General features: G+C 73.8%; 22 protein-coding genes, 1 tRNA gene and 1 pseudogene. 11 read left to right on the top strand and 13 right to left on the bottom strand.

The features are described from left to right. Positions 1 to 480 precede the first annotated feature (480 nt). The 7 genes from msrA (at position 481) to EV374_RS08925 (ending at position 8555) form a co-directional block, all read left to right on the top strand. Positions 481 to 1152 carry a peptide-methionine (S)-S-oxide reductase MsrA gene (gene msrA, locus EV374_RS08955; protein WP_132233482.1) on the top strand — a complete coding sequence of 224 codons (672 nt, stop codon included), beginning with the start codon at positions 481 to 483 and terminating at the stop codon, positions 1150 to 1152. Positions 1153 to 1292: 140 nt separating this feature from the next. Further along, a complete protein-coding gene (locus tag EV374_RS08950) occupies positions 1293 to 1658 on the top strand; it encodes a YciI family protein (RefSeq protein WP_132233480.1) in 366 nt (121 codons plus the stop codon). 332 nt (positions 1659 to 1990) lie between these two features. Next, positions 1991 to 3781, top strand: a complete 1791-nt coding sequence (locus tag EV374_RS08945; protein WP_132233478.1) for an N-acetylglutaminylglutamine amidotransferase — start codon at positions 1991 to 1993, stop codon at positions 3779 to 3781. Next, on the top strand, positions 3778 to 5592 hold the full coding sequence (ngg, locus tag EV374_RS08940) for an N-acetylglutaminylglutamine synthetase (protein ID WP_132233476.1): 1815 nt from the start codon (positions 3778 to 3780) through the stop codon (positions 5590 to 5592). The genes EV374_RS08945 and ngg overlap by 4 nt, the downstream gene beginning before the upstream one ends. Continuing rightward, positions 5589 to 6773: an osmoprotectant NAGGN system M42 family peptidase gene (locus tag EV374_RS08935; protein WP_132233474.1), complete on the top strand. Its 1185-nt coding sequence runs from the start codon at positions 5589 to 5591 to the stop codon at positions 6771 to 6773. The genes ngg and EV374_RS08935 overlap by 4 nt, the downstream gene beginning before the upstream one ends. 346 nt (positions 6774 to 7119) lie before the next feature. After that, positions 7120 to 8049, top strand: a complete 930-nt coding sequence (locus EV374_RS08930; RefSeq protein ID WP_132233472.1) for a ribonuclease Z — start codon at positions 7120 to 7122, stop codon at positions 8047 to 8049. Next, positions 8046 to 8555 (top strand): GNAT family N-acetyltransferase, encoded by a 510-nt coding sequence (locus EV374_RS08925; protein ID WP_132233470.1) that lies wholly within the window; start codon positions 8046 to 8048, stop codon positions 8553 to 8555. Before EV374_RS08930 ends, EV374_RS08925 begins: the two co-directional genes overlap by 4 nt. A gap of 52 nt (positions 8556 to 8607) precedes the next feature. Here EV374_RS08925 and EV374_RS08920 read toward each other — a convergent pair whose 3' ends face one another. Beyond that, entirely contained in the window at positions 8608 to 9978 is a 1371-nt protein-coding gene (locus tag EV374_RS08920) for a cystathionine beta-synthase (RefSeq protein WP_132233468.1), read from the bottom strand. Between the two features lie 77 nt (positions 9979 to 10055). Beyond that, positions 10056 to 10412: a YkvA family protein gene (locus EV374_RS08915; protein WP_132233466.1), complete on the bottom strand. Its 357-nt coding sequence runs from the start codon at positions 10410 to 10412 to the stop codon at positions 10056 to 10058. Between the two features lie 148 nt (positions 10413 to 10560). Here EV374_RS08915 and EV374_RS08910 point away from each other — a divergent pair. The 3 genes and pseudogenes from EV374_RS08910 to EV374_RS08900 form a co-directional block, all read left to right on the top strand. Next, positions 10561 to 11621, top strand: a pseudogene (locus EV374_RS08910) (SGNH/GDSL hydrolase family protein); the annotation flags it as partial. Next, entirely contained in the window at positions 11610 to 12413 is an 804-nt protein-coding gene (locus EV374_RS08905; protein WP_132233462.1) for an SGNH/GDSL hydrolase family protein, read from the top strand. The pseudogene EV374_RS08910 and the gene EV374_RS08905, both read left to right, overlap by 12 nt. Positions 12414 to 12600: 187 nt before the next feature. Then, positions 12601 to 13863, top strand: a complete 1263-nt coding sequence (locus tag EV374_RS08900; RefSeq protein ID WP_132233460.1) for an acetyl-CoA C-acetyltransferase — start codon at positions 12601 to 12603, stop codon at positions 13861 to 13863. A gap of 219 nt (positions 13864 to 14082) precedes the next feature. On the opposite strand, the gene EV374_RS08895 is transcribed toward EV374_RS08900, so the two are convergent. From EV374_RS08895 to EV374_RS08880, 3 genes are all read right to left on the bottom strand, one after another. Further along, entirely contained in the window at positions 14083 to 14403 is a 321-nt protein-coding gene (locus tag EV374_RS08895) for a hypothetical protein (protein WP_132233458.1), read from the bottom strand. Between the two features lie 450 nt (positions 14404 to 14853). Further along, on the bottom strand, positions 14854 to 15669 hold the full coding sequence (locus EV374_RS08885) for a Bax inhibitor-1/YccA family protein (protein WP_132233456.1): 816 nt from the start codon (positions 15667 to 15669) through the stop codon (positions 14854 to 14856). A gap of 111 nt (positions 15670 to 15780) precedes the next feature. Continuing rightward, positions 15781 to 15861, bottom strand: a tRNA-Leu gene (locus tag EV374_RS08880). A 102-nt stretch (positions 15862 to 15963) separates the two neighbouring features. Between EV374_RS08880 and EV374_RS08875 the strand changes: the two genes are divergently transcribed. Then, positions 15964 to 17796, top strand: coding sequence for a hypothetical protein (locus EV374_RS08875; protein WP_207913962.1), 1833 nt, complete (start codon positions 15964 to 15966; stop codon positions 17794 to 17796). A gap of 228 nt (positions 17797 to 18024) precedes the next feature. Here EV374_RS08875 and EV374_RS08870 read toward each other — a convergent pair whose 3' ends face one another. From EV374_RS08870 to EV374_RS08835, 8 genes are all read right to left on the bottom strand, one after another. Further along, positions 18025 to 19356: an NAD(P)/FAD-dependent oxidoreductase gene (locus tag EV374_RS08870; protein WP_132233452.1), complete on the bottom strand. Its 1332-nt coding sequence runs from the start codon at positions 19354 to 19356 to the stop codon at positions 18025 to 18027. A gap of 105 nt (positions 19357 to 19461) precedes the next feature. Continuing rightward, positions 19462 to 20022 carry a hypothetical protein gene (locus EV374_RS08865; RefSeq protein WP_132233450.1) on the bottom strand — a complete coding sequence of 187 codons (561 nt, stop codon included), beginning with the start codon at positions 20020 to 20022 and terminating at the stop codon, positions 19462 to 19464. A gap of 55 nt (positions 20023 to 20077) precedes the next feature. After that, a complete protein-coding gene (locus EV374_RS08860) occupies positions 20078 to 21490 on the bottom strand; it encodes a DUF58 domain-containing protein (RefSeq protein ID WP_132233448.1) in 1413 nt (470 codons plus the stop codon). Continuing rightward, positions 21490 to 22494 carry an AAA family ATPase gene (locus tag EV374_RS08855; RefSeq protein ID WP_132233446.1) on the bottom strand — a complete coding sequence of 335 codons (1005 nt, stop codon included), beginning with the start codon at positions 22492 to 22494 and terminating at the stop codon, positions 21490 to 21492. The genes EV374_RS08860 and EV374_RS08855 overlap by 1 nt, the downstream gene beginning before the upstream one ends. Continuing rightward, positions 22494 to 23078 (bottom strand): hypothetical protein, encoded by a 585-nt coding sequence (locus EV374_RS08850; RefSeq protein ID WP_132233444.1) that lies wholly within the window; start codon positions 23076 to 23078, stop codon positions 22494 to 22496. The genes EV374_RS08855 and EV374_RS08850 overlap by 1 nt, the downstream gene beginning before the upstream one ends. Before the next feature lie 64 nt (positions 23079 to 23142). Next, complete coding sequence (locus EV374_RS08845; protein WP_132233442.1) at positions 23143 to 23886, bottom strand: DUF4129 domain-containing protein; 744 nt, start codon at positions 23884 to 23886, stop codon at positions 23143 to 23145. A 78-nt stretch (positions 23887 to 23964) separates the two neighbouring features. Continuing rightward, entirely contained in the window at positions 23965 to 24678 is a 714-nt protein-coding gene (locus EV374_RS08840) for a uracil-DNA glycosylase (protein WP_132233970.1), read from the bottom strand. Positions 24679 to 24697: 19 nt separating this feature from the next. Then, a complete protein-coding gene (locus tag EV374_RS08835; protein ID WP_132233440.1) occupies positions 24698 to 25384 on the bottom strand; it encodes a dienelactone hydrolase family protein in 687 nt (228 codons plus the stop codon). Positions 25385 to 25480: the final 96 nt, after the last annotated feature.

The following is a 25480-nucleotide window of genomic DNA, read 5'->3' as shown; positions in this document are numbered from 1 at the left end:
GACGCGGCGGACGGCAGGGAGTGCGGCGCGGCGGCAGGGCCCCTTCGCCACGCGCCTCTCGGCACCCTTCGTCACACAACGTAGCAACGAACTAACGTCACGCTCCGCGACGGGCACACGAGGCGCTCCGGGTGCCGTCTCGCGCCCTTTGCTCTGCAGCCATATCCGCACCAGGTCGCTGACCTGCCACGACATGAAACGCCAGCGCCGCCAGAATAGAATTAGTCACCACTTAGGGTGACTGTTGCATATAGGGATGCAGAGCAAAGCGGGTGAGACGAGGGAGGCGCAGCCGGCGAGATTTGCCACTGAGAGTGATGAAGCGAGTGGCGGACGTGACCGGCCCGAGCTGGCCGCCGCTGCCCGGCGGACGACTGTGACCTTCTCCCGGGCTGCGGTCGCCTGAGTGTGGGTGGAGCGGGTAAGGAAGGCGGATCCGGCGGTGTTGCACGCTGGGAGAGTTACGAGAGGAGTCCCACCGTGTTCCTGCGCCGCATGAAGGCCGAACTGCCCACCTCCGACCAGGCCCTGCCGGGTCGCCTGATCGCGATGCCGATCGCGGACCGGCACGAGGTGCTGGGCACCCCGCTCAAGGGTCCCTTCCCGGAGGGCGCACAGGTGGCCGTGTTCGGCATGGGCTGCTTCTGGGGCGCCGAGCGGCTGTTCTGGACGCTGCCGGGTGTGATCACCACGTCCGCCGGCTACGCGGGCGGCATCACGCCGAACCCGACGTACGAGGAGGTGTGCTCGGGGATGACGGGGCACGCCGAGGTGGTCCAGGTGGTCTACGACCCCGCCACGATCAGCTACGAGGACCTGCTGAAGGTCTTCTGGGAGAACCACGACCCGACCCAGGGCATGCGCCAGGGCAACGACGTGGGCACCCAGTACCGGTCGACGATCTACGTGACCACGGAGGAGCAGCTCGCCACCGCCCAGGCGTCCCGGGACGCGTTCGCACCGATCGTGGCGCGGGCCGGCAAGGGCGAGATCACCACCGAGATCGACCGGCTCGGCCAGTACTACTTCGCCGAGGACATGCACCAGCAGTATTTGGCGCCCACGAAGAACCCGAACGGGTACTGCAACCACGGCCCGAACGGGCTGAGCTGCCCGGTCGGCGTCGCCCGGGTGCCGTCCGACCTCCACTAGCTTCCTGGACAGAGCCGGCCGCCACCGCTCCCCCGCCGACATCGACGTGGAAATCCCCTGCCCGGGTGTCGTATCCGCCCGGCGCCGTTCGTCGCGGAGATGGAGGCAGACAAAGGTCCGCCCGAGACGAGGGAGCAGACATGGCCGAGTACCTCATCTACTTCAACCAGCAGTGGGTGGGTGACCACACTGAGGAGTGGTTCCGCGCGCGCGGGCCGCTCGCCATGGCGGTCGTGGACGAGATGAAGGCGGCCGGGGCGTACGTGTTCGCCGGGGGCCTGGAGGAAGGGGACACCCCCGTCTTCAGTGCCGACGCCACGAGCGGCACGTTGGTATTCACCGACGGGCCGTACGCCGAGACCAAGGAGTGGCTGGGCGGGCTGACCGTGGTGGACGTGGCCGACGTGGAGACGGCCCGGATGTGGGCCGGCAGGCTCGCGGAGGCGTGCGGCTGGCCCCAGGAGGTCCGACGGTTCGGCCGCGTCCCGCAACCCGGTGACGAGTGAGTGGGGAGTCGGTACGGCGACCACGGCCCGAACGGGCTGAGCTGCCCGGTCGGCGTCGCCCGCACCTCGGGCTGAACCCCGCTCGGGGCTGAACCACCGGCACCGGCACGGAGGCCGGCGCGGCATCGCTCGCGCCGGCCTCCGCGCTTGCGGAACTGAGCAATCGATCACATCAGCCGCCGGGCGGATACCACCCCATCCGCCGCTCCTGACGCGGTCCGCCACCGGAACCGACACGTGCCGTGACGGAATCGCGCAGTGTAGCAAAACTTCAAGAAACTGTTATCATCTCAACGGGCAATCCTCGCTGCCCTCTGGCAGCATTGCCTGGCATGTGCGGACTTGCGGGAGAGTTCCGCCGTGACGGTTCACGCGCCGACGTGGCGGCGGTGGAACGCATGGCGGCCACGATGAGCGACCGGGGGCCCGACGACAGCGGCGTCTGGGCCCAGGGCCCGACCGCCCTCGGGCACCGACGTCTGAAGATCATCGACCTCTCCGCCGCGAGCGGGCAGCCGCTGGTCGACCCGGGTGCGGGGTTGACCGGCGTCTTCAACGGATGCATCTACAACTACCGCGAGCTGCGCGAGGAACTCCAGGCCAAGGGCCACCGGTTCTTCTCCTCCGGCGACAGCGAGGTCGTGCTCAAGGCGTACGCCGAGTGGGGGCTCGACTTCGTCGACCACCTGATCGGCATGTTCGCAGTGGCGATCAGCGAGCGGGACACCGGCCGGCTGGTGCTGGCCCGGGACCGGCTCGGCATCAAGCCGCTCTACCTGGCCGAGACGCCCGGCGCGGTGCGCTTCGCCAGCACCCTGCCCGCGCTGCTGGCCGGGGGCGGCGTCGACACCGGCATCGACCCGGTCGCGCTCGCGCACTACCTGAGCTTCCACAGCATCGTGCCGCCGCCGCGCACCATCCTGCGCGGCGTCAGCAAGCTGCCCCCGGCGACCGTACGGGTCTACGAGGCGGACGGCCGCACCTCCGAGCGGGTCTACTGGGACCCGGCCTTCACCCGCTCCGCCGAGCGGGCCGGCTGGTCCGAGAAGGACTGGCAGGACGCCCTGCTGGAGTCGCTGACCACGGCCGTACGGCGGCGGATGGTCGCGGACGTGCCGGTCGGCGTGCTGCTCTCCGGCGGGTTGGACTCCAGCCTGGTGGTCGCCCTGCTCGCGGGCGAGGGCCAGCGCGGGCTGTCCACCTTCTCCATCGGCTTCGACGCGGTCGGCGGCCGGGAGGGCGACGAGTTCCGCTACTCCGACCTCGTCGCGAAGACGTTCGACACCGACCACCACCAGATCCGGGTGGCCGCCGCCGACCTGGTGCCGCCGCTGGAGGCGGCCGTTGCCGCAATGTCCGAGCCGATGGTCAGCCACGACTGCGTGGCGTTCTACCTGCTCAGCGAGGTGGTGTCGCAGCACGTCAAGGTCGTCCAGTCCGGCCAGGGCGCGGACGAGATCCTCGGCGGCTACCACTGGTACCCGCCGCTCGCCCGGGTCGGCCGGGACCGGGCGCTCGACACGTACGCCGGGGCCTTCTTCGACCGGGACGCGGCCGGGCTGGCCCGGGTGCTGAACCCGGCCTGGCTGACCGACGGCGACCCGGCGCGGGAGTTCGTGGCCGCGCACCTCGGCCGGGCCGGGGCGGAGACCGCAGTCGACGCCGGCCTGCGGATCGACACCCAGGTCATGCTGACCGACGACCCGGTCAAGCGGGTGGACAACATGACGATGGCGCACGGGCTGGAGGCCCGCGTGCCGTTCCTCGACCACGAGTTCGTCGAGCTCGCCGCGAGCTGCCCGCCGGAGCTGAAGCTGGCGCAGGGCGGCAAGGGCGTGCTCAAGGAGATCGGCCGCCGGGTGCTGCCGCACGAGGTCATCGACCGGCCGAAGGGCTACTTCCCCGTACCCGGCCTCACCCACCTGGAGGGCAAGCTCCTCGACCGGGTACGCGACGCGCTCTCCGCGCCCGAGGCCCGTCGCCGCGACCTGTTCCGCGCCGACTACGTCGACGCCCTGCTCGCCGACCCGAACGCCGAACTGACCCCGTTGAACGGAAACAAGCTGTGGCAACTCGGACTCCTGGAAATGTGGCTCCAGAGCCACGGAATCGACTCACCGTGACCGACACCCTGGCGACCGGCGCGGCCCGCACCGACCGGTCGCGCAACAGCCGGCGGCGGGAACGGGTGGGCCCCGGCGGCGATCCGATGGCGCCGGAGCCGGCGGAGCCGCCGACCCGGGAGGGCCACACCGACGTGGTGCTGGACTGCGGCTGGGGGCGGCTCGTCTTCGGGCAGACCTTCGCCGACCAGGCCGCCGTCGCCGCCGTGCTGCGCTCCGAGGCCGCCGGTTCCCGGGACATCTGCATCTACCTGCGCGACCCGCACGTGCTGGTGTCCCGGCTGCCCGACGAGCTGTTCATCGACCCGTCGCTGACCTACCGGCTGCCGCTCGACGGTGACCGCCCGACCGGCGACGGCGACGTGCCGGGGCTGACCATCCGCCCGCTGGCCGACGCCGCCGACGCGGACGCGGTCAACCGGATCTACGCCCGCAACGGCATGGTCACCGCCGGGGTCGACGTGCTCGTCGCCAACGCGCGCACCGACCGGTTCCTGCACCTGGTCGCCGAGGACGCCACCGGCGAGATCGTCGGCACCATCACCGGCGTCGACCACGTCGCGGTCTTCGACGACCCGGAGAACGGCGCCAGCCTGTGGTGCCTCACCGTCGACTTCAACACCGCGCCGCCGGGCACCGGCCAGGCGCTGATCACCGCGCTGGCCGCCCGGCTGGTCGAGCGGGGCCGGGCGTACGTGGACCTGTCCGTGCTCGCCGAGAACGGCGGGGCGATCCGGCTCTACGAGCGGCTCGGCTTCTACCGCACGTCGACGCTCTGCGTGAAGCGGAAGAACCCGATCAACGAGCGGCTCTTCCTGCCCGCCATGCCCGAGGGGTACGACCAGCTCAACCCGTACGCCAGGATCGTCGCCGACGAGGCGATGCGGCGCGGCATCCGGGTGGAGGTCACCGACCCTGCCTGGGGTGAGCTGCGGTTGAGCAGCGGCGGGCGGACCGTGCTGACCCGCGAGTCGCTGTCGGAGCTGACCTCGGCGGTGGCGATGAGCCGCTGCGACGACAAGCGGGTCACCCGCCGGATCCTCACCGAGGCGGGGCTCTCCGTGCCACGCGGCCGGACCGCCACCGGCGACGAGGACGACACCGCCTTCCTCGCCGAGGTCGGCCGGGTGGTGGTGAAGCCGGCGCGCGGCGAGCAGGGCAACGGCATCACGGTGGGCGTACGGACCCCCGAGGCGCTGGCCGCCGCCGTCGAGCTGGCCGCCCGGTTCTGTCCCGACGTGCTGATCGAGGAGATGCGCGCCGGCGAGGACCTGCGCGTCGTCGTCATCGACCACGAGGTGGTGGCCGCCGCGGTCCGGCGACCCGCCTCGATCACCGGCGACGGGGTGCACGACATCGCCGAGCTGATCGAGCGGCAGAGCCGTCGCCGGGCCGCCGCCACCGGTGGCGAGTCCCGGATCCCGCTCGACGACATGACCCACGACGTGCTCGCCGAGGCTGGCCACGACTTGCACGACGTGCTGCCCGAGGGGCAGGTGCTGGCCGTACGCCGGACCGCGAACCTGCACACCGGCGGCACCATCCACGACGTCACCGCCGAGCTGCACCCGGCGATCGCCGAGGCGTGCGTGGCGGCCAGCCGGGCGCTGGACATCCCGGTCACCGGGCTGGACCTGCTGGTCGGCGCCCCGGACCGGCCGGAGCACGTGTTCATCGAGGCCAACGAGCGGCCCGGCCTGGCCAACCACGAGCCGCAGCCGACCGCCGAGCGCTTCGTGGACCTGCTCTTCCCCGGCACCCGGGCGCCGCAGCGGCTCTGGACCCCGGCCGGCCCGGGAGGTGCCGCGTGAGCCCGAGGCCCCTGGAGATCGACCTGGACTACCTGCGCCAGGTGCTGGTGGAGCTGCTGGAGATCCCGAGCCCGTCGGGGCGTACGGACCACGTGCAGCAGTACGTCGGCGAGCGGCTCTCCGCGCTCGGCATCCCCTCCACGCTGACCCGGCGCGGCGCGCTCAGCGCCTGCCTGCCCGGCCCCCGCTCGACGGGCGCCGACCGCGCGATCGTGGTGCACACCGACACCATCGGCGGCATGGTGAAGCGGCTGAAGGAGAACGGCCGGCTGGAGCTGAAGACGATCGGTACGCACAGCGCCCGGTTCGCCGAGGGCGCCCACGTACGGATCTTCACCGACGACCTGGAGCGGGTGATCACCGGCCAGGTGCTGCCGCTCAAGGCCAGCGGCCACCGCTACAACGACGACGTGGACCTCCAGGGCGTCGGCTGGCAGCACGTGGAGGTCCGGGTCGACGAGCCGGTCGAGGACGTGGCCGGGCTGCGCGCCCTCGGCATCGACGCGGGCGACTTCGTGGCGTTCCTGCCGAACCCGACGATCACGCCCAGCGGGTACGTCAAGTCCCGGCACCTGGACGACAAGGCCGGCGTGGCGGCGGTCCTCACCGCCCTCAAGGCAATGGTCGACGCCGGCGTACGCCCGGCGGTCACCGCGCACCTGCTGGTCACCGTGACCGAGGAGATCGGGCACGGGGCGTCGCACGGGCTCGATCCCGACGTGGCGGAGATCGTCTCCGTGGACGCGGCGGTGGTGGCGCCCGGCCAGCAGTCCCGCGAGGACGCGGCCACGCTGGCCATGGGCGACGGCGTCGGCCCGTTCGACTACCACCTGACCCGCAACCTGGCCTCGATCGCCGCCGAGCACGGGGTGGACCTGGTCCGGGACGTCTTCGAGTACTACCGCTCCGACGTGGCGGCGGCGGTGGAGGCCGGCGCGCACGCCCGGGTGGCGCTGCTCGGCTTCGGCGTGGACGCCACCCACGGGCACGAGCGCACCCACCTGGAGGGCCTGCGCCAGCTCACCCAGCTGCTCTGCCTCTACCTCCAGAGCGACCTGGTCTTCCCCGAGTGGGACGCCGAGCCGGAGGGCGACCTGGCCGACTTCCCGTCGCTGGCCGTGCAGCCGGCCAGCGAGGAGGGCCCGCGCGAGGGCCCGATCGGCATCGCCGAGAACACCTGAGCGCCGGCCCGCCATTCCCCGACGCCGTGTGATCGAAATCCGTTGCCGGCGGCGCGCGGGCTGGATAGCGTGGCGGTACACGGGAAAGGAGGTGGTCCAGACTTGTATAGCAATCGGACTCGTGAGGTGGCTGTCCGCTAGCCGCTGTCCTCGACAGTAAACTCGTCCGCCGCGAGGCGGGCACAGCACCATCGTCGAGACCGTGTGGCAGCGGTGCGGCGAAACCACGACAGCCACCCGACCCCCGGGGTGCCGGCCCAGTCCAGCCGGCCCGTGCGCGAGCACGGAAGCCCCGGGGGTCGACCCTTTTCCGCAGGCCGGGTGGCCGACGCAGCCGGAGGTCACCGTGTCGATGCGCGAGCTGGTGGTGCTCGGCACGGCCAGCCAGGCCCCCACCCGGCAGCGCAACCACAACGGCTACGTGCTGCGCTGGGACGGCGAGGTGATCCTCTTCGACCCGGGCGAGGGCAGCCAGCGGCAGCTCCTGCACACCACGGTCACCGCCACCGACCTGACCCGGATCTGCGTCACCCACTTCCACGGCGACCACTGCCTCGGCCTGCCCGGCACCATCCAGCGGCTCTCCCTCGACCGGGTGCCGCACCCGGTGGCGGTGCACTTCCCGGCCGGCGGCGCCGACTACTTCGCCCGGCTGCGGCACGCCGCCAGCTTCCACGAGACCGCCGAGCTGCGCGTCGAGCCCGTCGAGGCCGACGGGCAGCGCATCACGCTGGACGTCGGCACACTGGAGGCCCGCCGGTTGCGGCACCCGATCGAGACGTACGGCTACCGGCTCGTCGAGCCCGACGGCTGCCGGATGCTGCCGGAGCGGCTGGCCGCGTACGGCATCGCCGGGCCGGCGGTCGGGGAGCTGATCCGCGTCGGCCACCTCGACCTCGACGGGCGCCGCGTCACCCGCGAGGAGGTGAGCGTGCCCCGGCCCGGGCAGCGGTTCGCCTTCGTCATGGACACCGGCCTCTGCGACGGGGTGTACGCCCTCGCCGAGCACGCCGACCTGCTGGTCATCGAGTCGACGTTCCTCGACTCGGAGGCCGCCCTCGCCGCCGAGGTCGGCCACCTCACGGCGGGCCAGGCCGCGCGGGTGGCGGCCGAGTCGGGCGTACGCCGGCTCGTGCTCACCCACTTCTCCCAGCGGTACGCCGACCCGGCCCGCTTCGCCGACGAGGCCCGCGCGCACTTCGACGGCGACCTGGTGATCGCCGAGGACCTGACGACCGTGCAGGTCCCGCCCCGGCGGGTAGCCTCGGCCGGGTGACGGTCACCCTGCGCCCCGCCACCGTCGACGACCTGATGGCGGTGGGCGCGCTGCACCAGCGTTCCCGGGTCGCCGCCTACGCGGCCTTCCTGCCGGCGCGCGCGCTGGCCGACCCGACGCCCGAGGCGATGGGCGCGTACTGGACCGAGCGGTGGACGTGGGAGCGGGACGAGCACCGGATGACGGTGGCCGAGCGCGCCGGCCGGCTGGTCGGCTTCAGCTATCTCGGCCCGGACGACGAGGGCGACCCGGCGACCGGCCTGCTCAACGCCATCCACCTCGAACCCGCCGAACGCGGCCGGGGCACCGGGCGCACCCTGATGGTCGATGCCCTGGACGCCATGCGCGCCCGCGGCTGGTCCCGCGCGGTGCTCTGGGTGCTGCGGGACAACGCACACGCCCGGCGCTTCTACGAGCGCGGCGGCTGGACCCCCACCGGCACCGAACGCGACGAGCACATCGGCGGCCTGCTCACCCCCCAGCTCCGCTACGCCCGCCAGGTGTGAGGAAGGGCCCCTTGTTAACGCTATGCGTTTACAAGGGGCCCTTCCTCACACGTCAGCGCGCGCCGAGGTGGGCCAGCAGGTCCTGGCGGGTGAGGACGCCCTTCGGCTTGCCGTCGACCAGCACCAGGGCGGCGTCGGACTTCTCCAGCAGGCCGACCGCCTCGCTCACCGGCTGCCCGCCGCCGATCATCGGCAGCGGCTCGGCCATGTGCCGCTCGATGGTGTCGTGCAGGTGCGCCTGGCCGGTGAAGAGCGCGTCCAGCAGGTCCTTCTCGGCGATCGAGCCGGCCACCTCGCCGGTCACCACCGGAGGCTCGGCCTTGAGCACCGGGAGCTGCGAGACGCCGTACTCGCGCATGTAGTCGATCGCGTCGCGGACCGTCTCGGTCGGGTGCACGTGCACCAGCTCGGGCAGGCCGCCCGGCTTGCCGGCGAGCGCGTCGGCGACCGTCGGCTCGGTGCCCGAGTTGTCCAGGAAGCCGTACCGGGCCATCCAGGTGTCGTTGAAGATCTTGGACAGGTAGCCCTTGCCGCTGTCCGGCAGCAGCACCACGACAACGTCGTCCGGGCCGGCCTTGCGGGCCACCTCGAGGGCGGCCACGACGGCCATCCCGCAGGAGCCGCCGACCAGCAGCCCCTCCTCGCGCGCCAACCGCCGGGTCATCTCGAAGGACGCCTTGTCGGAGACCTCGATGATCTCGTCGGCGACGCCCCGGTCGTACGTCTCCGGCCAGAAGTCCTCACCGACGCCCTCGACCAGGTACGGCCGGCCCGTGCCGCCGGAGTAGACGGAACCCTCCGGGTCGGCGCCGACGACCTTGACCCGCCCCTCCGACGCCTCCTTCAGGTAGCGCCCGATGCCGGAGATCGTGCCGCCGGTGCCGACGCCCGCCACGAAGTGGGTGAGCTCGCCCCCGGTCTGCTCCCACAGCTCCGGGCCGGTGGTCTCGTAGTGCGAGCGCGGGTTGGCCGGGTTGCTGTACTGGTTGGGCTTCCACGCGCCGGGGATCTCCCGGGCCAGCCGGTCGGAGACGTTGTAGTAGGAGCGCGGGTCCTCCGGGGCCACGGCGGTCGGGCAGACAACCACCTCCGCGCCGTACGCGCGCAGCACGTCCTGCTTGTCCTGACTGACCTTGTCGGGGCAGACGAAGACGCACCTGTAGCCCCGCAGTTGCGCCACCAGCGCCAGCCCGACTCCGGTGTTTCCGCTGGTCGGCTCGACGATCGTGCCGCCCGGCTGGAGGATGCCCGCCTTCTCCGCGTCCTCCACCATCCGCAGCGCGATCCGGTCCTTCACCGAGCCGCCCGGGTTGAGGTACTCCACCTTCGCCAGCACGGTGGCCTGGATCCCGGCCGTGACGTTGCGCAGCCGTACCAGCGGGGTGTTGCCGATCAGCTCGACGACGTTGTCGTAGTACCGCACCTCGTTGTGCCCTTCTCCTCCGGCGCCGCCGGCGGCGGCCGGGCAGACGTCTTCTCGACGTCCCAGGGTACGTGGGTTCAGGACGCCACGTGCCCGGGGATCACCGAGCTGCGCCGGGCCTCCCACTCCAGGAACCGCTCGGTCTCGGCCAGCACGCTGCCGGCCAGCCAGGTCACCATGACCGCGTCGTCGGCCAATCCGAAGATCGCCAGCGGGATCTCGGGAATCAGGTCGACCGGCGAGACGATGTACGCCGTCGCCGCGGTCATCAGGGCCAGCCGCAGGCCGCCGTCGTACTCCCCCCGGGTGGTGGCCCGGATCATCCGCGGCAGCGCGCCCAGCCGCGCCCCGAGCGACGGCCCGCCCCGCGACCCGGCCGCGAGTGCCCGGGCCAGCGCGCTGAACGCCGCGGTGCGCTTCAATGTCTTCCCCATGTTCGGCCCCTCTCCACGTGCCAGGGTGGCGTGCCCGCGCAACCGTCCCCCGGTCACCCGTACAGGTACCCAGGAGCGTCGCCTTCCAGGCACCCGCGAGCCGACACGACGACAGCGGTGTGTCGTGCCGGCGCGATAATGTCGCTGTATGGGGGTCGCTGGTTCCGTCGTCCCGGTTGGTCCGCGCTGGCAGCGCGCCCGGCAGGTCGCCCGCCTCGCGGCGATCGGCACGGGCGCCACCGCCGCGGCCGTGGTGGCGACCGGCGGCGTGCTCCTCGGGCAGGCCCGGCAGGCCCGCCGCACGATCCCGATGGCCGAGGCGCCCCCGCCGCGCTGCGACGGCGTCTACGGCGCGAAGCTGCCCGGCCCGCCGGTCACCGTCGTCGTGCTCGGCGACTCGTCGGCCGCCGGCTACGGCGTGCACCGCCGCCGGGAGACGCCCGGCGCCCTGCTCGCCACCGGGCTGTCCCGCCGCCTGCAACGCCCCGTCCGGCTGCACCGCTTCGCCGTGGTGGGCGCCATCTCGGCGGTGCTGCGACACCAGGTGGAGGCGGCGCTGGAGTGCCAGCCCGACGTCGCGGTGATCCTGATCGGCGGCAACGACGTGACCAACCGCGCACCGTTCGCCCTGGCGGTGCGCTACCTGGTCGACGCGGTCCGCACGCTGCGCGCGGCCGGCTGCGAGGTGGTCGTCGGCACCTGCCCCGACCTGGGCGCGATCCGGCCGATCCGGCCGCCGCTGCGGTGGCTGGCCCGGCACTGGAGCCGGCAGCTCGCCGCCGCCCAGACGGTGGCCGTGGTCGAGGCCGGTGGCTGGACGGTCTCCCTCGGCGACCTGCTCGGTCCCCGGTTCACGGCGGAGCCGACCCGGATGTTCGCCTGGGACCGTTTCCACCCCTCGGCGGAGGGCTACGCGATGGCCGCCGCCGCCCTGCTGCCGACCGTACTGTCCGCGCTCGGTGCGGGGCAGGAACGCCGCCCGACCCTCGTCCGGGACGAGGGCGTGCGCTCGCTGCCGCAGGCCGCCCAGGAGGCGGCCCGCCACGCGGGCACCGAGGTCAGCGGCACCCGGGTCAGGGGGCGCGAGCGCGGCCCCGCCGGCCGGTGGGCGCAACTGCGTCGACGGGCCTTCTTCGGTGTCGGCGCGGCGCCGCAGCCCAGCCCCGCCGCCGACTCACCCACACTGGAGGGACTGGCATGAGCGAGCGCTTCATCCCCTCGGGGCTCGCCAATCGACTGGGCCGGGCGGCGACGCTCAGCCTCATCGCCGGCACGGTCGGCGGCGCCGCCGTCCTCGCCGGTCAGGCCTTCGCCGCCCGGCACCGCCGGTACGCCCAGCCGGAGCTGGCGCTCGCCCTGCGCGCCACGGTCGGGCGGGCCGACGCGCCGCCGCTGCGCCTGGTGCTGCTCGGCGACTCGTCCGCCCTCGGCGTCGGCGTCGGCCGTCTCGACGAGACCATCGGCGGACAGCTGGCCAACCTGCTCGCCGAGGGCCCGAGCGGTCGCCGGGTGCACCTGTCCAGCGTCGGCGTCTCCGGCTCACGCTCGACCGACCTGGCCACCCAGGTGGCCCGGGCGCTGCTCGGCGAGCGTCCCGACGTGGCGGTGATCCTGATCGGGGCGAACGACGCCACCACCCTGCGTCGCCCGGTGGAGGCCGCCGCCTACCTCGGGGCGGCTGTGCACCGGCTCCGCGAGGCCCGGGTGGAGGTGGTCGTCGGCACGTGCCCCGACCTGGGCGCCGTACGCGCCATCGCGCCGCCGCTGCGCAACGTGGTCGGCTGGTCGGGGCGGCGGGTGGCCCGCGCCCAGGCGGCGGCGGTGCTCGACGCCGGCGGCACGGTGGTCGACCTGGCCACCGAGACCGGCGCCGTGTTCCGGGCCGACGCCGGGACCCTGTGCCACGACGGCTACCACCCGTCCGCCGACGGCTACCGGGTCTGGGCGCACGCCCTGCTGCCGGCCGTCGCCGCCGCCGCGGCGGTCGCCTCCCGGCAGTGACCCGCCGGCCGCCCCCGCCCGGATGCGGTGCCCGCTTGCCAGCGCTGGTCCACCCACCGTCCGGGCCGGACACCATGGCCGACTCCCGACACTGACCGCCGGCCGTCCCCGCTGTCCCGCCGGGCGTGACATTTCCCGGCCGGCGGGCAGCTTCCGTCCGAAGTTACCGACGGGTTAACGTTGGTTCATGCCGACTGAGTCGTCCCGCGACGCCGTCATCGTCGCCACCGCCCGCTCCCCCATCGGCCGGGCGCACAAGGGTTCGCTGCGCGACGTCCGCCCGGACGACCTCGCCGCGACCATCGTGCGGGCCGCCCTGGACAAGGTCCCCCAGCTCGACCCGACCGAGATCGACGACCTCTACCTGGGGTGCGGTCTGCCCGGCGGCGAGCAGGGCTTCAACATGGCCCGGGTGGTCGCCACCCTGATGGGCCTGGACACCCTGCCCGGCGCGACGCTCACCCGCTACTGCGCGTCGTCGCTGCAGACCACCCGGATGGCGATGCACGCGATCCGGGCCGGCGAGGGCGACGTGTTCGTCTCCGCCGGCGTGGAGACCGTCTCCCGGTACGCCCGCGGCAACTCCGACGGGCTGCCGAAGGAGGCGCAGGCGCTGGTCGGCGGCGGCTGGGAGAACCCGCGCTTCGCCGCTGCGGCCGAGCGTTCCAAGGCCCGCGCCCAGGGCGGGGCCCCGGTCTGGACCGACCCACGCGAGGCCGGCGAGCTGCCGGACATCTACCTGACCATGGGGCAGACCGCCGAGAACCTGGCCCAGGTGTACGACGTCACCCGCGCCGACATGGACGAGTTCGGCGTACGCAGCCAGAACCTCGCCGAGAAGGCCATCGCCGACGGCTTCTGGGCCCGGGAGATCACCCCGGTCACCACGCCGGACGGCACGGTGGTCGGCACCGACGACGGCCCCCGCGCCGGGGTCACCCTGGAGGGCGTCTCCGGGCTGAAGCCGGTGTTCCGCCCGGACGGCCGCATCACCGCCGGCAACTGCTGCCCGCTGAACGACGGCGCCGCCGCCGTGGTGATCATGAGCGCCCAGCGGGCCAGGGACCTCGGCATCACGCCGCTGGCCCGGATCGTCTCCACCGGCGTGACCGCCCTCTCGCCGGAGATCATGGGCCTCGGCCCGGTCGAAGCCACCCGGCAGGCGCTCAAGCGGGCCGGGATGACCATCGACGACGTCGACCTGGTGGAGATCAACGAGGCGTTCGCCGCGCAGGTGATCCCCTCGTACCGCCAGCTCGGCATCCCGCTGGAGAAGCTGAACGTCGCCGGTGGCGCGATCGCCGTCGGGCACCCGTTCGGCATGACCGGCGCCCGGATCACCGGCACCCTGCTCAACGCCCTGGACTGGCACGACAAGACGATCGGTCTGGAGACCATGTGCGTGGGCGGCGGCCAGGGCATGGCCATGGTCGTCGAACGCCTGAGCTGAGCGGAGGGCGCGACCCCGGGCTGCCCGGCAGGGCACCGGGGTCGTCCCGAGCGGCCCTCGCCGCCCGGCAGGAGCCCGGACGAGCCGTGGGTCGCCGTCACCCCTAGAGAGGGTCGCAGGTCGCCGTCAGCGCTAGAGAGGGTCGCAGGTCGCCGTCACGCTTGGAGAGCGTCGCGGGTCGCCGTCGGCCCTGGGGAGCGTCGCGGGTCGCCGTCAGCGCTAGAGAGCGTCACGGGTCGCCGTCACCTCGGCGGCGGCCCGCGCCAGCACCTCCGGCGGCGCGGCGGCGGCAACCAGGTCGGCGGCCACCACCCGGAGCTGGTCGGGCAGCGCCAGCTCGTTGTCGAGCCGGGGCACCGTCCGCCGGGGTCCGCCCTCGACGTCGGCGGCCAGGTTGGCGATCTCCTGCACCAGCCGGTGCACGAGGTCGGCGCGGGACACGTTGCCACCGGCGGCCACTGCCGCCCAGCGGGGCTGCTGCCAGTGCCCGACCTGGCGCACCAACAACTCCACCGCCCGCTCCAACTCCCCACCACCCACACCCGGAGTCTACGAACCCCCCGACCCGCCTCCCTCCCCCGCACCCCGGCCCCCGCCCGACCCCGGCCTGCCCCGCCCCGCCCCGCCCCGCCTCGCCTCGCCTCGCCTCGCCTCGGGACCAGGTTGCCCATGCCGTTGCCCGTGTCGGGGGGCCTGCCCTGCCCCGGCCCCGCCCGGCTCCGGCCCGGCCTGCCCCGGTCCGCCGCCCCAGCCTGGCCCAGCCCGCCCTGGCCCGGCCCGTCGATCATGGACTTATGGTGGGCGACTGGGGCGCTTTCGCCCCTTTCGCGGGGCACCACAACTGCATGATCGACGGCGAGAGCTGGGGCAGGGCGGCGGGGAGGGAGGGAGGGTGGGCGGGATCGGCGGCGAGGGTGGGGCGAGCGGGGTGGACGACGGCGCCCGCCCTCGCGGTTGCGGGGGCGGGCGCCGGTCGGTCGCGGGCGACGGTCAGTCGTCACCTTGGAAGTAGCTCAGCAGGCGCAGGATCTCGATGTAGAGCCAGACCAGGCTGACCAGGATGCCGAAGGCGGCGACCCAGGAGTAGCGCTGGGGCAGCCCCATCCGGACGCCGTCCTCGACCTCCTTGAAGCTGAGCACGAAGCTCAGCGAGGCGACCACGATGCAGACCAGGCTGAACCCGATGGCCAGCGGGCTGCCGTCGCGCAGGCCGGTGTTCACGCCGAAGAGCGCGAACACGAGGTTGATCAGCATGACGGCGAAGAGACCCGCCATCACGGCGATCATGCCCTTGACGAACTTCGGGGTGGCCCGGATGACCTTCGCCTTGTAGAGCATGGCCATCACGAAGAAGACACCGAACGTGGCGGTCACCGCCTGGACCACGATGCCGTCGTAGAGCGAGTTGAAGAACTTGCTGACCATGCCGACGAAGACGCCCTCGACGACGGCGTACGCGACGACCAGCGCCGGGTTCGCCATCCGGGAGAACGAGATGATCAGGCCGAGGACCAGGCCGACCACCGCCGCGCCGATCCAGGCCGCGCCGAGCAGCGCGTCGGGCACCAGCACCCAGGCAGCCGCGGCGGAGATGCCGAGGATGCCGAGGAGCGTGACGGTCTTGACCACCACGTCGTCGATCGACATGGTGTTGACGGTCGGCGGGGCCGCCGGGTAGCCGGCCTCCGTCGGGTACTGCTGTGGATAGCCGGGCTGTCCGTACGGCCCGGTCGGGGCGTACCCGGCGGAGCGCTCCCGCTCGGCCGCCTGGCCGAGCCGGGCGAGCACCGGGTTCGAAGTCTTCACTGTCAGGCCTCCCTCAGGGGGTCGTTGCACGTGAACGTGCACTCCCAAGAGTAAACGCCCAGGGCAGTCCCGTGGAGATCGCCAAGCTGAGCGGAAGCTGAGAGTGCGGCGTGCCCGGGGCGGGGGTCGAACCCGCACGCCTTGCGGCAGCCGCTTTTAAGGCGGCCGTGTCTGCCGTTCCACCACCCGGGCGGGTGACACCGCGCGGGTCGACACGCGCGGTGCAGTGTCACGGTAGCGGGTCGGCGGCGACCCGGCGTACCCCGGCGGGTGGGTCGCACTAGGGTCGAGACCGTGAGCAGCGCAGCCCCCACGGCCCCCGACGCCGTCCCTGACCAGGCTGTCCTCGCCGTCGACCGGCCGTCCCGCCGGCTCCGGGCGGCGCGCCTGCTGACCGCCGTCCACCGTCGCCGGGCGGACGTCACCGTCGTGCTGCTCTTCGTGGCGCTGGCCGGCTGGCTCACCCACGGGCTCTGGCCCGACCCGGCGGCCCGGGTCCTGGCGCTCAACCCGGAGGACCAGGCCCTTTACGAGTGGTTCCTCGCCGTCGACTCGCGGGCGCTGCTCGGCGACTTCGACCTGCTCACCGGGCGGCTCAACGCGCCGGACGGGGTCAACCTGATGACCAACACCACCGTCATCGCACTCGGGGTGCTCCTCGCCCCGGTGACCCTGTCGTTCGGCGCGCCGGTGACCTTCGCCCTGCTGGCCATGGCGAACCTGGCCGGCACCGCGATCGCCTGGTACCTGCTCTTCACCCGGGTCCTGCGCGCCCGCCGGCTCGCCGCCGCCCTCGGGGCGGCGCTCTGCGGGTTCGGCCCGGGGATGGTCTCGCAGACCAACAGCCACCTGCACATGACCGCGCAGTGGCTCGTGCCGGTGATCGTCTGGCTGGTGGTCCGCATGCTGCGGGCCGCCGACCCGGCGGGCACCGCCGACGGACCGGACCGCCGGCGGGTGGTCAGCTCGGCCGTCGGCCTGGCGGCGGCGGTCACCGCACAGGTCTTCGTCGGTGAGGAGGTGCTCTTCCTCTGCGCGGTCACGCTGCTGGTGATGGCGGTCACCTACGCGGTGGCGGACCGGAACCTGGCCCGCCGCGCCCTGCCCGGCTTCGCCGGGGGGATGATGCTCGCCGCCGGGCTGGCCCTGGTCGTACTGGCCTGGCCGCTGTGGTTCCAGTTCGCCGGCCCGCAGGGCGTCTCAGACGGCATGTTCAGCCCGCACTACTTCTCGGCGGACCTGCGCAGCTGGTGGACCGTCTCGCCGCTGTCGATCGCGGGCGGCGACGAGGCTGCCCGGCTGACCACCGGGCCGGCCGAGTACAACAGCTTCCTCGGGCTGCCGTTGCTGCTGGTCGCCGCCGCCTGCGCGCTCTGGCTGGGTCGTCGCCCGCTGGTCGTCGCGTGCGTGGTCGGCACGCTCGTGACGGGGGCGCTGTCGCTCGGCCCCCGGGTGGTCGTCGACGGCGAACGCACCGCCGTCCCGGGCCCGTACGCCCTGCTCTCGGGCCTGCCCGTGGTGGACGGTGCGCTGCCGATGCGCTTCGCCCTCGCGGTGCTCCCGCTCATCGCCACGCTGCTGGTGCTGGCGGTCGACCGGGCGCTGCGCGGCACCGGCCGGGCCCGCCGCCTGGTGCCGGCGGCGGTCGGCGTGGCGCTGCTGCCGCTGCTGCCGACCCCGCTGCCCACCGCCGAGCGGCCGCCGCTGCCCGAGTTCGTCACCGGCGGGCACTGGCGCCAGTGCGTCGAGCCGGGCGGGGTGCTGGTGCCGGTGCCGCTCGCCACGCCCAAGCAACCGTGGCCGATGCGCTGGGCGACCGCCGCCGACGCGGCGTTCGGCATGCCGGAGGGCTTCTTCATCGGCCCGTACGGTCGCGGCGGCACGGCAGCGATGGGCACCTACGCGCAGCCCACGTCGGCCCTGCTGGCCGAGGTCGGCAGGCGCGGCGGTCAACCCGTCATCGGGGACGAACAGCGCCGGCAGGCCGCAAAGGACGCGGAGTTCTGGGGTGCCTCCTGCGTGGCGCTGGCCGACGGCACCCCGCACGCCGACAGCCTTCGCGGCACGCTGGAGCAGCTCTACGGCCCCGCCACCCGGATCGCCGACGCCTGGACCTGGCGCGTCTGACGTGTGAGGAGGGGCCCCGGCGCAAACCAGAGGCGGGAGGCGGGGGGGGCGCCCGCCGGCGGGGCCGGCGCGGCCCCCGGCGCGCGCGGGGCGGGGGGGGGGCCGCGCCCCCCCCCCCCCCCGCCTCGGCGAGCGCCGCCGCCTGTACGGCCCGCCCCCGCCGTGGGCCGCGGCCCCCCTCCGTCGCGCGTCCGGGTTTGGAAGGGGCCCCTCCTCACACCAGATCCGTCAGGCGCGGCTGGCGCCGACCGGCTGGGACGCCTCGGCGAACTCCTCGCGCGGGTCGTGCAGCTGGCCGAGGGCGACCACCTCGCGCTTCAGGAAGAACGCCAGCGACCAGTCGACCACGACCCGGACCTTGCGGTTCAACGACGGGATCCGGCTCATGTGGTACGTCCGGTGCATGAACCACGCCGGCCAGCCGGTCATCTTGATCCCGTACACCTGGGCCACGCCCTTGTGCAGGCCGAGGCTGGCGACGCTGCCGGCGTGCTTGTGCTTGTACTCCACCGGCTCCCGGCCACGGACGACGTTGACGATGTTGTCGGCCATCCGGGCGGCCTGGCGGACCGCGTGCTGGGCGCTCGGCGAGCAGTAGTTGCCGGGCTCCTTGGTCAGGTCCGGCACGGCCGCGCAGTCACCGGCGCTCCAGGCGCCGTCGACCACCCGGTCGCCGTCGACCACCTGGAGCGTCGGCAGGCAGGTGACCCGCCGCCGCTCGTCGCGGGGGAAGTCCGTGGCGTCCAGCATCGGCGACGGCTTCACGCCGGCCGTCCAGACGATGGTGTCGGAGCGGAAGCTGTCGCCGTCGGAGAGCTTCACCACCCCGTCGAGGCAGGACTCCAGGCGGGTGTCCAGCCGGATGTCCATGTTCCGCTTGAGCAGCTGCTGCACCGTGTAGGCGCCCATGTCCCGGTCGACCTCGGGCAGCACCCGCTGGGTCGCCTCGACCAGCACCCAGCGCATGTCCTCCGGCTTGAGCTCCGGGTAGTACTTCAGGGCGTCCCGGGCCATGTCCTCCATCTCGGCGAGCGCCTCGATGCCGGCGTAGCCGCCGCCGACGAAGGTGAAGGTCAGCGCCGACCGGCGGACGGCCGGGTCCGGCGTGGCGGCGGCCACGTCGAGCCGGTCCAGCACGTGGTTGCGCAGGTAGATGGCCTCGCCGATGGTCTTGAAGCCTATGCCCTGCTCGTGCAGGCCGGGGATCGGCAGCGTCCGGGAGACCGAGCCCGGGGCGACGACCACGTGGTCGTACGGGATCTCCCGGGTGGGGCCGCTGATGGGCTGCACCACGGCGGTCTTGCGGTGGTGGTCGATCCGGGTCACCGTGCCCGCCACCACCTTGCACCGCCGCAACTCCCGCCGCAGCGGCACCACGGAGTGCCGGGGCGAGATGTTGCCGGCCGCCGCCTCGGGCAGGAACGGCTGGTAGGTCATGTGGGGCTGAGGGTCCACCACGACGACCTCGGCCTCACGGGAGCTGAGCTTCTTCGACAGGCGCAGTGCCGCGTAGAGACCGACGTGCCCGGCACCCACCACAAGGATCCGCTTCGGGTTCACGTCATCTATCTTTCCCCGCGCGGCCCGGCTAATCCCGCTCGCGCCCCTTCTCTGTGACGGAGCACAACCCCTGTGACCTGCATGACTTCCCCCCGAAAGGGGTTGTCACCTGCGGCGCAGCAGCCACCCCAGCAACGCCGCCACCGCCACCGCCACGAGCAGACCGACCACCGTCGCCGCCTGGTGTCCGGCGTCACCACCGAGCCTGCCGACCTCGACCAGCAGGACACCGAGGACGAAGGTGGCCAGCAGCACCGCGCCGGCCCGGGCCAGCCACCGCACGATCAGGTCCGGGTCGACCACCGCGTCGTACGGCAGCACGGCGGCCAGCGCGCAGAGGGTGTGGGTGAGGTAGAGCACCGCCGCCACGGCGAGCAGCCGCCAGAGGGCGATCGGCCGGTCGTACCCGTCGGTGGCCATCAGCCAGCCGCCGACCGTGACCAGCGCCGCGAAGGTCGGCCAGACCCGGCGCGGCCCGACCGCCGGCAGGACCGCCACCGCCACGAGGGCGAGCAGCGACCGCCCGAGCAGCACCTGCGACGGGTACGCGAGCAGCAGGCCGACCAGCACGGTGAGGAAGATGCCGGCGCGCACCAGCAGCGGCGTCAGGCTGATCCGGGCGGCGGCGTACCGCAGCGCCCTGACCCGTTCGGTGACCGCGCTCACCGGGCTACCCTTTCGTTCGCGACTGCGGGACTCCGCTGCGCTACGTTCCTCGCGCTCACCGGGCCACCCTCGGGGCGGTCGCCAGGCGGGCCACGTCCCGCAGCACCTCGTCGAGGCTGCCCGCGCCGGCCCACCGCACCACCGGCACGCCGTGCTCCCGCAGCTGCCCGATCATGGTGTCCCGGTCCAGCCGCCACAGCCGGTACGCCACCTCGGCCCAGCCCCGGTCCTTCGGCGGGGTGAGGTCCGCCGGCAGGGTGTCCACCGCAACCACGAACCGCCCGGAGCGGGTCAGCCGGGCCAACATCTGCGCCGACCGTTCGTCGAGCAGCGGGGTGAGGACCACCACCAGCGCGTCCGCCGACAGCAACTGCGGCCCGAACACCTGGTCGTACGGCTCGTGCGGGGAGTGCTCCGCCCGCACCTCCAGCAGCCACTCCAGGACCGTCAGGTACTGCCGGCGGCCGGTGGCCGGGCGCAGCCGGCGGGCGGACGGGCCGTACTCGAGCATCGACACCCGGTCGCCACGGTGCAGGTAGTGCTCGGCGATCGCGGCGGCGGCCCGGACGGTGGTGTCCAGCACGGAGGCGGCCCCGGACACGCCACCCGAGCGGCCCGCCTCGGCGAGCACGTCGAGCAGCACCACCACCTCGGCGTCGCGGTCGGAGAGGGTGGCCGCCACGTGCAGTTGCCGGGCGCGCAGCGAGACCCGCCAGTCGATCCGGCGCAGCCGGTCGCCCGGGGCGAAGACCCGTACGCCGGCCAGTTCGCCGCCCTCGCCGGGCCGGCGCGAGTGGTGCGCGCCGACCAGGCCGGCGGCCCGGGGCATCGCCTCGACCGCGTCGAACGGCTCGGTCCTCGGGTAGACCCGCAACCGGGACGGCTCGGCGATCACGGCGCGGGAGACCAGCAGTCCCTGCGCGGCGGCCGCCCGGGCGCCCGCCGGGCCGATGGGGTGCCGGCCCCAGCGCAGCGCCGTGCCGGTCAGCTCCAGGTCCACGGCCGCCGCCGTCGGGACGGCGGTCACGAACGGCCGGTCGGCGACGGACGGGGCGACGGTCGACCCCGCCCCGGACGCGGTGGTCGCCCCGGCGATCGTCACCCGCTGCACCCGCAGCCACGGCGAGACCCGGCTGCGCACCACCGCCACGTCGTAGTCGAGCAGGTCGGGGTTGCCGACGGTGACCGTGCCGGTCAGCTCGCCGCCCTCGACCAGGTGCCCCTCGTCGGCGGAGACCCAGATCTGCGGTAGGACGGTCGGCCGGCGGCGCAGCGCGTACGCGGTGCCCAGCGCGAACGGGGCGGCCAGCACGACCAGGTCCACCCGGCCGAGCAGCACCCCCGCGATCAGCAGCAGCCCGGTGAGGAGCACCGCCCGACCGAGCGCCCACGTGGGCACCCAGCCGGTCGCGGGCCCCGGCTCCGGTGGCGGCGACTCGACCCGGGGCGACACGGCGGACGCGACCATCAGTGCCCGGGGCCGGCGGCGTAGCTGGGCAGCGCACCGCTGGCGGGCGCCGGGGTCGCCTCCAGCACCTCGCCGACCACGAAGGACGGGTCGACACGACGCAACCACATCTCGGGGCGCAACGTGATCCGGTGCGCCAGGGCGGGCGCCGCGACCTCCTTGACGTCCTCCGGAACGACGTAGTCGCGCCCGGCCATCACGGCCCGTACGCGGGACAGCAGCAGCAGCGCCAGCGAGCCGCGCGGCGAGGCGCCGACCAGCACCGACGGGTGTTCCCGGGTGGCGGCGGTCAGCGCGACGATGTAGCGGCCGACGGAGTCCTCCACGACCACGTCCTCCAGCGCGGCCTGCATGGCGCGCAGGGTCGCCGCGTCGACCACCGGCTTGATGTCCGCCTCCTCGCGGCGGCGGGCCATCCGCCGGCGCAGCACCTCCCACTCCTCCTCGGCTTCGGGGTAGCCGAAGGAGACCCGGAGCAGGAACCGGTCGAGCTGCGCCTCCGGCAGCGGGTACGTGCCCTCGTACTCGATGGGGTTGGCGGTGGCGAGCACGTGGAACGGCTCGTCCAGCTTGTACGTCACGCCCTCCACCGAGACCTGCTTCTCCTGCATGGCCTCCAGCAGGGCCGACTGGGTCTTCGGCGGGGTCCGGTTGATCTCGTCGGCGAGGAGCAGGTTGGTGAAGACCGGCCCGGCCCGGAACGAGAAGTCGCCGCTGCGCTGGTCGTACAGGAACGAACCGGTCACGTCGGCGGGCAGCAGGTCGGGGGTGAACTGGAGCCGGCGGAAGTCCAGCCCGAGCGCCTGGGCGAAGGACCGCGCGGTCAGCGTCTTACCGAGGCCCGGCAGGTCCTCCAGCAGCACGTGGCCGCCGGCCAGGATGCCGGCGAGCACCAGCTCCAGCGCGTCCCGCTTGCCGACGACGACCTGACCGACCGCCTCCAGCACCGACCGGGCGAGGGGGCCGACCTCGGCGGCGGTCATGCTGCGGTCCACGTCGTTCATCACAGTCTCTCCAGTTCGGCGACGATCGCCGCGAGGTTGCGCGGCGACGGGGTGCGGCGAGGCGGGGTCTCCAGGAACTTCCACAGCTGGTCACCCAGCAGCACCCGGGCCCGGGCCGGATCCGACTCGCGGGTCACGCCGTGCCGCTGGCTCAGCCGCTCGTCGGCCAACTCCCCGAGCCGGGGCAGGATCACGGTGGTGAAGCGTTCGGGCCGGCTGGCCGACCAGTCCAGCGGCAGTTCCCAGCCGTTGATCGCGGTGCGCAGCGCGTCCCTGGCGCCCCAGTTCCAGGTGCCGTCGTCGTCGGCGACAGGGGCTCGGCCGCCGCCGCGGGGCGGGGGCGGGGGCGTGAGGGCGGCGACGACGCGACGCACCACGAACAGCGCGACCACCCCGGCCACGAGGATCGGCAGCGAGACCCGCAGGCCCACCAGGCGCAGGCCGGCGACCAGCACGATCACGACGGCCGCGACGCCGGCCAGGGGACGCAGCACCCGGCCGACCCGCCCGCCCCGCCGGGACTCGGCGCGTGCCGGCCGCTCGTCCTCGACGCTCAGCAGGTCGTCGATGCTGGTGCTGCTCACGGCGTCACCTCGCCACGTCGGGCGGGCGTCGGCCGCGCCCCGGTCACGCCGGTGGGTGCCCCGGTCACGCCGGCACCTCCGTGTCGTCGGCGACCGCGACGGTCAACTCGCCGCGCAGCCGGCGCAGCGCCGCCCGGGCCTGGTCGCGGGTGCGCTCGTCGACCTCGCGGGTGGCGTAGCGGGCCTCGCGGTAGACGTGGGCGAACTCGGCCAGCACGTCGGCGCTGGCGATGGCCGGGATGCCCACCGACGGGTCGCCCCGCAACAGCCGGGTGACCAGGTCGGTGGGGGTGTCGCCGGCCAGCCGGGGCACGCCGGCACCGGCCGCGGCCTGCTCCAGGCGCACCCAGCAGGCGATCACCGCCGTACGTGGATCGGTGTCGCGGTCGTCCAACTCCTCCAGGCCGGCGTCGAGGGCGGCGGCCACCTCGCGGGCGGTGCCCTCGGGCGTCCGCCGGGACCGCTGGGCCGGCAGCGCCCGGGTGGTGCGCCGTATCGCGCCCCGGACCAACGTCCAGGTGAGATAGCCGAAGACGACGAGGATCGCCAGCCCGAGAAGTACGATGGCGACGGTGGCGATCCACTGCGGGATCGACGCCTGGGTGGCCTGGCCGGCGTCCCGCGGTTCGACGGGGATCGACTCGACCGGCTCGGCGCTCGGATACTCCGGCACGTACGGGATGTTGTCGGCGGCGGGCGGGACCCGGCTGGCGCCGATCGACGAGTGGGCGGACGAGAACGCGGCGACGGCCAGCAGGAGCACCACCGCCGCGACCGGCCACCACCTGCGCAGGACGCTGATGTCCATCGAGGGCTACCTCCGGGTCGCCGGGGCGTGTCCCACGACTCGACGCGTTCCGTCCGTCATCGCCACCGCCCCCACGCCTCAGTCCGCCCCGGCCAGTTGCTTCGCCCGGGCGAACACGTCGTCCAGCATCCCTGGTGTCAGCCGCCCGGTGAAGGTGTTCTGCTGGCTGACGTGGTAGCAGCCGAGCAGCGCCGGTGCGCCCGTGCCGGACCAGTGTGCCCCATGGCCGAACGCCGGTCGCGGGCTGGGCGGGCGCAGACCGTACACCTGGCGCAGCACCGGCCACCACGAGGCCCAGGCGAACGCTCCCAGCGCGACCACGACGCGCAGGGTGGGCCGGATCAGCGTCACCTCGCGGTGCAGCCACGGCGCGCACGTGTCCCGCTCCTCGGGGGTGGGCTTGTTGTCCGGCGGGGCGCAGCGCACGGCGGAGAAGATCCGCAGGTCGCGCACGGTGAGCCCGTCGTCGGCGGCGACGCTGGTGGGCTGGTTTGCCAGCCCGGCCCGGTGCAACGCGGCGAACAGGACGTCGCCGGACCGGTCGCCGGTGAAGATGCGGCCCGTGCGGTTGCCGCCGTGCGCGGCGGGCGCCAGGCCGAGGATGGCGATGCGCGCGTCGGGGGCGCCGAAGCCGGGCACCGGTCGGCCCCAGTATTCCTGGTCCCGGAAGGCCGCCCGGCGGACGCGGGCCACCTCCTCGCGCCACCGCACCAGCCGTGGGCAGGCGAAGCAGTCGCTGACGGCGGCGTCGAGGTCGGCCAGGTCGGTCGCCCGCGCGGCGCGGGCGACCACCTCGTCGGGCGTACGGGGCTCAGCCAAGCTTGGCCCGGAAGAGTTCGAGGGTGCGGGCCCAGGCGGTGGCGGCGGCGCGCTGGTCGAAGTTCTCCGGCCGGTCCTCGTTGAAGAAGGCGTGCGAGGTGCCGGGGTAGTCGTGGACCTGGCAGGTGCCGCCGGAGGTCTCGATGGCGCGGCGGACGGTGCGTACGCCGTCGGCGGCGGAGGTGCCGTCCTCTTCGGAGCAGTGGATGAGCGCCGCCTTGCCCGCGTAGTCGGGCCACTCGGGGCGCATCCCGTCCCACGGCAGCCGGGGGTAGAAGGCGGTGGTGGCGACGATCCGCTCGGACCGGGTCGCGGCCCAGAGGGCCAGGCTCGCCCCGGCGCAGAAGCCCGCACAGCCCACCTTGCCGGCGACCTCGGGCCGGCCGGCGAGGTAGTCGGCCGCGCCGGCGATGTCCGCCGCCGCCTCGTCCATCTGCTGGCTGTTCAGCATCTGGCGGGGCTCACTCGGCTTGCTGGCCGGGCCGCCGTGGCGGAAGTCCGGGGCGAGGGCGACGAACCCGGCCTCGGCGAAGCGGTCCACGACCGCCCGGACGTGCGGCACCAGGCCCCACCAGTCCTGGATGACGATGACCGCAGGGCTGGTCGCACCGCCGGAGGGTATCGCGAGATACCCCTCGCCCGTCCCCCCGTTGCCGCGGTAGCTCACCATCTCGCCCATCGGCCGTCCTCCTAGCGGTCAGTCATCGTTGGCTGGTCGCACAGTGTTGCTACGTGTCGGTAGCCTGCCACGCCGTGAGCACCCCGGGGAAGACGC

Source organism: Micromonospora sp. CNZ303, from assembly GCF_004345505.1.
The sequence above is the reverse complement of the archived record's forward strand: the minus strand, read 5'-3'. Positions and strand labels throughout refer to the sequence as shown.